The following is a 7,597-nucleotide window of genomic DNA, read 5'->3' as shown; positions in this document are numbered from 1 at the left end:
TTTTGGTGAAAAAAGGCTATTAGGAGGGTGGGGGTAGCTTATAGAGAGCTTATAGGAAGCTTATACGAATCTTGGACGATTGGTATAGAAAGGGTGTGTAAAAAATTGATTTATAATATTATACAACAACGCTAAAAATGTTAAAAACGAGGTTTCGAGGCGAAAGAAAAAGGAAGAGGTGATAGGACTTAGGCCATAGGCACTAGGGGATAACCTCCCCCTTTACACATACTCCGCTCTCCCAGGGCACATACCCAGCTGTCGCTGGCTACCTCAATGAGGGGGAATGTGGCGAGTCGTTTATTCGGTAAGCCCCCGAACCCCCGAAGGGGGACAAGCCGGAAAAGGTGACAAATCTCTCTCTTTACACATACTCCGCTCTCGCGGACTTCCTCAATGAGGGGGAGTGTAGTGACGGGAAAGGGGAGAAATGACGAATGACAAGTGACGAATGACAAATGCGGACTTTCTTCAAAAGGGGATTGTGGTGGTGGTAAAACGGTGCGAGCCATACGGACAGGTGATAAATGAACGAAGGCGCAATGAAGATAAAGCGGAGACACAATGAAGATAAAGTGAAGGTACAATGAAGATAAAGTGAAGGTACAATGAAGATAAAGTGAAGGTACAATGAAGATAAAGTGAAGGTACAATGAAGATAAAGCGAAGGCACGATGAAGATAAAGCGGGGGTAAGATGAAGGAGAAAAGAAGCTATTTTAGTGTGTTTGGGTATTTTTTCAGTATATCTTTTTTTGCTTTTCAATTTTATTCGTATCTTTGCACGCTAAGTCAGCAGTAAAGAACTCATTCTATCAAAAGATTACGAAAAATACTTGTCCGTTTCTTCCTTATAACCCTTGTGTTACTTGGGGTTACGGCTCTGCTTTTGACCTTACCCGCCACCCAAACCTTCATCGCTAAAAAGGTGGTGAACTACCTGAATGAAGATTTTGATATCGACCTGAATATAGAGCGCATACATCTGAAAATCAACGGAGATGTGGATATCAAACGAGTGCTTATTCGCGACCACAAGCAAGATACGCTTATTTCGGCAAAGAAACTCACGACTTCTATTTTAGACTTTAAACAGCTGTTTGACGGTAATTTGTACTTTGGACACATAAAGGGTGATAGTCTCATTTTCAATATGAAAACCCATAAGGGTGATACTTTGTCTAACTTGGACGTGTTTGTAAACAAATTCGATTCGGGGGAACCCAGCACGGGCAAGTTTGTGATGAAGGCAAAAAGTATCAAGCTAAAAGACAGCTATTGCCGTATTTCGGACGAGAATAACGCCAACCCTTCTATCTTGAAAGTAGACCATCTGAACACTAAGCTAAACGACTTTAAAATCTTGGGTAGCAAAGTGTTTTTTGAGATGCAAGAAGGGAACTTCCGCTTTGATGACAAACTGAATGTTACCCACCTAAATACACAGTTTAGCTATACCGATAGCTTGATGCAAGCCAAGGATTTGCGACTGCAAACGGCATTGACGGACATTCAGGGTACTATAACGATGTTCTCTCACAACGGCAGTTTTGGCGATTTTGTGAACAAGGTAGTCTTTGACGTTAATCTGCCCAAAGCTACGGTAAACACTACCGATTTGAACGCTTTTTACAATGGTTTCAACGGAGGTAGAAACATTGTGTTAGAGGGCGTAACGATGAAAGGAACGCTGAACAACTTCACTATTCCGCAGGGAAAAATATCTTATCAGAACACGCTTATAGAGGGAGATTTAACTTTCCAAAATCTATTAGCAAAACACGCTAATATAGCCGTGATAGGCAAAGGTGTATATGCCGAGAGCATTTATAACGATTTGGCTTACTTAATGCCTAAGGATTTGGGTGAAAATATTCCAGCGGAACTACAAAGGTTAGGAATGTTTTCAGTAGAAGGTGATTTTGCTTACAGAACGACTTCGCTACAAGCCAATGTACTGCTGAAAACCAATGACGGCGAAGCACATATCGACGGCTCTTTGGAAGACCTTACCCATACCGATAAAACGGCTTTTAGAGGCACGCTCACTACGAATCAGTTTCATTTGGGCAAGATTTTAGACGACCCGACTATGGGCGCACTTACTGCCGATATGACAGTGCGCGGACAGGGATTGAACTTTAAAACTATGCAACTTTACGCCAATGGCACGGTTCATTCGGTGGGCTACAACGGTTATAACTACCAGCGCATAGGCATCAATGGGGAGTTTAGGAATCAGGTGTTTAATGGCAAAATAGACGCAAAAGACCCGAACCTTACGATGAACTTCAACGGACTTGCTGACCTATCGGGCAGAAACAACAAATTTGACTTTCAAGCGGATATTGCTATTGCCGATTTGCACGCTTTACACTTTATGGAAATGGACAGTGTATCGCAGTTATGTGGTAAGGTAGTGATAGACATTTCGGGCAATCAGTTGGACGATATTGTGGGTAAAATATCATTTAAACACACCAATTACATCAATTCAGCAGGAAGTTTTACCTTTAAAGACTTCGAGGTCGTTTCAACCTTAAACAATGGCGTGAAAGAAATCACGATTAATTCGCCTGATATTGTGAGCGGGAATGTAAGAGGAAAGTTCAAGTTAGCTGAGCTAAAAAAGGTAATGCAAAACGCGGTGGGGAGTATCTATGCCCAATACAACCCGTATAAGATAGAGAAAAACCAGTACGTAGACTTCCATTTTGATATTTACAACAAGATAGTAGAAGTGTTTGTGCCCAAAGTGAAGATAGGCAGAAACACTTTCATCAACGGGAATATAGATGCCGATAAAGGGAGTTTTAAGTTCCAAATGAAGTCGCCCAGCGTGAATGCATACGGCACTCAGATAGACAGTATCAGTCTTGAAATAGACAATAAAAACCCGCTGTACAATACTTATTTTGAAGTGAAGAAAGCCGATTTTGGGGTGTATGCCATTCAAGATTTTAACCTAATTAATACCACTATCAAAGATACGCTTTTCTTCCGTACTGAGTTCAAAGGGGGCGATACCGGCAGAGATACTTATGAGCTGAATTTCTACCATACTTTGAACAAGAAACAAGAGTCGATTATAGGGATTAAGAAATCACTGATAAACTTCAAAGGCAATGCGTGGTATATCAACCGCGAGAATGCGATGAATGAGTACAACAAGATTGTGCTCAACCGCACTGCCGATACGATTAAGGTGAGCAACTTCAAGATGGCGCACCAAAACCAATATATGAACCTCAGTGGGCTCATCACTACCAAAGATTATAAGAATCTGCATTTAGTTGCCCATAACGTAGCGATGGACAAGATAGTACCCGAAATCAAAGGGCTTAACCTCACGGGAACGCTCAATGGTAACGTGTCGCTCACTCAACGCGGGAACTTATATTACCCTTCGGCAGACCTTTTTATACGCTATTTTAAACTGAATGGCTATGACTATGGTGATTTGGAAGTGGGTATCTTTGGTAACAGTGATTTGTCGTCGTTTGATGTAGGGGCGTTTTTCTCTAACGGGCGGGCTCTTGGCTTTGCTACGAGAGGGAAAATTAACTTAGACAAGAAGCGGGGTACTTTGCTCGACCTTACGGCTTATTTTAGAGACTTTGAGCTCTCGCCTTTTAATCCGTTCTTGGAAGGAGTCTTCTACAACCTTAGAGGCACGATGTCGGGGCAAGTGAAGATAGACGGTAGCGTAACCGACCCACTGATGGACGGCGAACTCACCTTGCACAAAGCAGGTGTGGGGATTACGTACCTGAAACTGAACACTGATATTCAGGAAGGTGCACGGATAAAGGTAAACAACAAGACGTTTGATATAGACAACTGGCTACTGACCGATACCGCTTATAAAACACAAGCCAAACTGAATGGTTCGATTAGACATAACAAACTATTAGATTGGTTTTTAGACCTAAGATTGCAAACCCTTGGCAAGCGCTTTATGGTGCTCAATACCCCTTATACTGATGATGCGCTGTTCTACGGGACTGCCTTTATCAAAGGGAATGCGAGCATTAAAGGAGCATTGGACGAAATTGCGATTAAGGTAAATGCGAAGACCGAAGAGGGTACGTCCTTCAAAATACCACTCAGCGATAGTGAGAGCGTGGGCGATGACTCGTTTATCACTTTTGTAGAGAAGGGCGATAAAAAAGTAAAAATTAACCGAGAATTGGAGTCTATCAAGGGGTTAGAACTGAACTTTGAGCTTGATATTCTTCCTACTGCCGAAGTGGAAATTGTGATGGATAGAAAAACGGGTAGTAACCTTGTGGGGCGTGGGGCAGGTACGCTCCTTATTGAAATCAATACCAACGGTAAGTTTAATATGTGGGGGGACTTTATCACCTATTCGGGCTTTTATAATTTCAAGTACGAAAACATCATCGACAAGCGTTTTACGGTACTACCAGGGGGGTCTATCTCTTGGAGTGGCGACCCGCTAAGAGCTACTTTGCGCGACTTGAAAGCGGCTTATAACCTCAGTGCGAACCCAAGTACGCTATTGGAAAGCACCCAGTATAACCGGAAAATCAACACTCAGGTAATCATTAAATTAGAAGGAGAATTGATGCGCCCCGAAACCTTGTTTGACATTACTTTTCCTGATAGTAGTCCGAGTTTGGTATCGGAGCTCAACTACAAGCTTGAAGACCAAGACCGTAAGCAGTTGCAAGCCTTTTCGCTCTTGGCACAGGGTTCGTTTATGAGCGAAAAGAATACCGATAACCGTTTGGTAGCTTACAACCTCTTTGAAACGGCAGCAGGCTTGTTTAACCAATTGCTCTCGGACGAAGACAACAAGCTGAACTTGGGAGTATCGTACGAAGCGGGGATTAACGACGGTTCGTCCGACATCAACAGCGACCGTTTGGGCTTTACTGTCTCTACCCAAATCACCGATTGGGCGAGTGTGAATGCCAAAGTGGGTATCCCTGTGGGAGGAGTAAGCCGTACGGCAGTGGCGGGTAATGTAGAGGTACAATTCCGCTTAAACACCGACGGTAGCCTGACGGCTAAAATATTCAACAGAGAAAACGAATGGCAACAGTATATGCTCGACCGTATAGGGTATGCCCAAGGGGTAGGACTAACCTATTCGGTAGATTTTAATACCTTTAAAGGGTTGATGCAAAAGATATTTAAAAAGGGAGGCAAAGTGATAGAACCCAAGACAGAGAAGTAAAAAATATATATCGCAATAAAACTTTGGAACAATAATTGCTATTAGACAGAGATTAAATCATTAAAAACACTAGAAATGAGAAGAATATTTATTGTAGCTTTTGCTTTATTTTTAGGCGTATTTCAGGCACATAGCCAGCAAGTAGACAAGGCAAAAAAGCTATTGGACGAAGTGTACAACAAGATGGTTGCTTACAATAATATCTATATAGATTTTAAGTATAACCTCGATAATATTGCTGAGAATATCAATCAGGAAACCAAAGGCAATGTAACCATTGCTAAAAACAAGTATGTGCTGAATTATCTGGGGGCTACTAAAATATACGACGGTCATAAGACCTATACCATAGTACCCGAGAACGAAGAAGTAACCATAGAGAAAAACGCCAATGACGCCAATGCGATTACTCCTTCAAAAATGCTTACCTTCTATAAGAAAGGTTATAAGTACAAGTGGGATATACAGCAAAATGTGCGCGGGCGCAAAATACAATATGTAGAGCTAAAACCGCAGAAAGCTAATACTGATGTAAAGCAAATTCTGTTGGGGATAGATATACAAACTAAACACATCTACAACCTTATTGAAATAGGAAAGAACGGTACTAAAACCACTATCACAGTGAATACTTTTAAAACAAACCAGCCTATTTCGAACAATATCTTTAAATTCGACCGCGAGAAGTACAAAAAGGACGGCTATACTATCAGTGAATTATAGATGAAGATATTAGACCGCTACATTATCACTCAGTTCCTTACTAACTTTTTAGGAGCACTCTCTATACTTGTTCTTATCTTTGTATTCCACACTATCTTTACATACATTGATGAGCTAGCGGGGCGTGGTTTGGAGTTATGGATTATATTCAAGTTTCTAATTTATTTTATTCCGCAACTTATCCCTATCATTATGCCCTTAGCAGTGGTAATAGCCTCTATTATGACCTTTGGGGCATTTGCTGAAAACTATGAGTTTGCTGCGATGAAAGCCTCAGGTATTTCGCTAATGCGCGTAATGCGTCCGCTGATTATACTGATGGCATTACTGAGTTTAGGCACTTTCTTTTTAGCCAATAATGTAATTCCAGTAGCTTATCGAGAGGTGTATACCCTTAGATCGAACATTGCCAAAGTGAAGCCTGCTATGGCTATAGCCGAAGGAGTATTCTCTAACATAGGGGAGGATATAAGCATAAAAGTAGGGAAAAAAAGAGGTGATAATGACGAATTTTTAGAGAATGTGCTTATTCACAAAAAGACTCCAGATAAAGTAAATCGCACTGTAATCAATGCCAAGCGAGGAGAACTTAAGAGTTCTAAGACTAATAGCAACTTCTTACAGCTTATTTTGGAAGACGGGACTTATTACGAGGATATTAAAACCAACTCTTATGAAGCCCAACAAAAAGAACCTTTTGCCAAGGTATACTTTAAAAAATACATCATCAATCTTGACCTTTCGCATTTGAACAATGTAGATTTTAACGAGAAAACCGATGCTACTACCTATCGTATGATGAATGTAGGACAGCTTAATTACGCTATCGACTCACTCCGCACCGATTTCAAACAGAATATTACTGACTATGGCAATAATATGTTTCGCCGTACAGGTTTCTCAGTAGCCCCTTCTACATCGCCTTCTTCCGAAGTAAAAAAACAAGAGAAGCCTAAACCTGCTAAGGAGATTACTTCGGTGAGAGAGCTCTTTAACAAACTGAACAACACACAAAAATCAATGGTACTTGATATGGCTATCAATACCAACCAAGCTCAGTTAGACAATGTGGAGTTCCGGCAAAGCGACCTTGAATATCGCTATAAACTAATGAACTTACACATTTTAAATCTCAGCGATAAGTTTGCTCTTACGGTGGCTTGTTTTGTGCTCTTTTTCGTAGCGGCACCTTTAGGAGCTTTCATTCGCAAAGGAGGGATTGGTATGCCTTTGGTAATAGCAATGATACTATTCTTAGCTTATTATTTTATAGGAATGTTTATGAAAAATATAGCTGAGAACAACACTATCAACCCAGCCTTGGCACCGTGGATACCCGCTTTGATACTTTTGCCTTTGGGTATTTACCTCACTACAAGAGTTACTACTGATAAAGAAGTGTTCAATTTCCCTATTACCAATAAACTAATGCGCTTTGTAGAAGACAAAGTGAAAGAAATAAAAGGGAAAATTAAAAAGAACAAGTAAAAATCGATAATATCTAATTATAAGTTCATCAATGGATATTCAGAGTATTGAGTATCCATTGATTTTTTATAACATCACAATACCGAAAAAAAACAATAATACCAATCATCAGAGGTAAAGCTAGCGATAAGTTAGGTATGAGAGTAGAGAAAGAGCTATATTATTTAGATGTAATATAAATTAA

Annotated in this window: 3 protein-coding genes and 1 pseudogene; all 4 read left to right on the top strand. The window is 40.6% G+C overall.

Annotated elements, in window-relative coordinates; translation table 11 throughout:
• The first annotated feature begins 286 nt into the window (after positions 1–286).
• The 4 genes and pseudogenes from HMPREF1321_RS12155 (at position 287) to HMPREF1321_RS03015 (ending at position 7,413) form a co-directional block, all read left to right on the top strand.
• Positions 287–441: pseudogene (locus tag HMPREF1321_RS12155) on the top strand (phosphinothricin acetyltransferase).
• 420 nt (positions 442–861) lie between these two features.
• Complete coding sequence (locus HMPREF1321_RS03025; RefSeq protein WP_009421304.1) at positions 862–5,202, top strand: translocation/assembly module TamB domain-containing protein; 4,341 nt, start codon at positions 862–864, stop codon at positions 5,200–5,202.
• Between the two features lie 75 nt (positions 5,203–5,277).
• Positions 5,278–5,925, top strand: a complete 648-nt coding sequence (locus HMPREF1321_RS03020) for a LolA family protein (protein WP_009421301.1) — start codon at positions 5,278–5,280, stop codon at positions 5,923–5,925.
• Positions 5,926–7,413 carry an LptF/LptG family permease gene (locus HMPREF1321_RS03015; RefSeq protein ID WP_009409927.1) on the top strand — a complete coding sequence of 496 codons (1,488 nt, stop codon included), beginning with the start codon at positions 5,926–5,928 and terminating at the stop codon, positions 7,411–7,413.
• Positions 7,414–7,597 lie beyond the last annotated feature (184 nt).

The organism is Capnocytophaga sp. oral taxon 412 str. F0487 (genome assembly GCF_000271925.1).
Taxonomy (GTDB): Bacteria; Bacteroidota; Bacteroidia; order Flavobacteriales; family Flavobacteriaceae; genus Capnocytophaga; species Capnocytophaga ochracea.
This window is presented reverse-complemented; position numbering and strand designations above follow the sequence as displayed.

Excerpts from the sequence above, each read along its gene's own strand:
- HMPREF1321_RS03020 (WP_009421301.1), top strand. The coding sequence starts at position 5,278 with ATGAGAAGAATATTTATTGTAGCTTTTGCTTTATTTTTAGGCGTATTT.
- HMPREF1321_RS03015 (WP_009409927.1), top strand. The coding sequence starts at position 5,926 with ATGAAGATATTAGACCGCTACATTATCACTCAGTTCCTTACTAACTTT.